The organism is Streptomyces sp. GbtcB7, assembly GCF_019091445.1.
GTDB lineage: Bacteria > Actinomycetota > Actinomycetes > Streptomycetales > Streptomycetaceae > Streptomyces > Streptomyces mirabilis.
This window is the reverse complement of the sequence record NZ_JAGXJM010000342.1, coordinates 1-264: the sequence shown is the minus strand read 5'-3', so window position 1 is coordinate 264 and position 264 is coordinate 1. Positions and strand designations below refer to the sequence as shown.

Sequence of the window (264 nt, the reverse complement as noted above, 5' to 3'; positions counted from 1 at the left end):
CGATGGAGGCCGCGAAGACCATGGGCCACAGGACGAGGCAGAAGTGGGAACCCCCCCCCCAGTGCAGGGCCTTGCTCCACGTGGAGCCCCCCACCAGAGGCGGCCGGGCGACCCCCAGCAGCGGGGACCCCATCGCCAGGAACATGGTGGGAGCCAGCAGGAGGAGGCAAGTCGTCACCTTGGTCTGGGGGGTGACGGGTCCGATGGTGCCCCGGTGGTGCAGACCCAGCAGGCCGCCTCCACTGCCCCGGCCGACTCCAGGGG

The 264-nt window shown here is 72.0% G+C and carries 1 pseudogene; it reads right to left on the bottom strand.

Annotated elements, in window-relative coordinates:
* Window positions 1-264 (bottom strand): annotated as a pseudogene (locus tag KVT44_RS56230) (hypothetical protein); the annotation flags it as partial.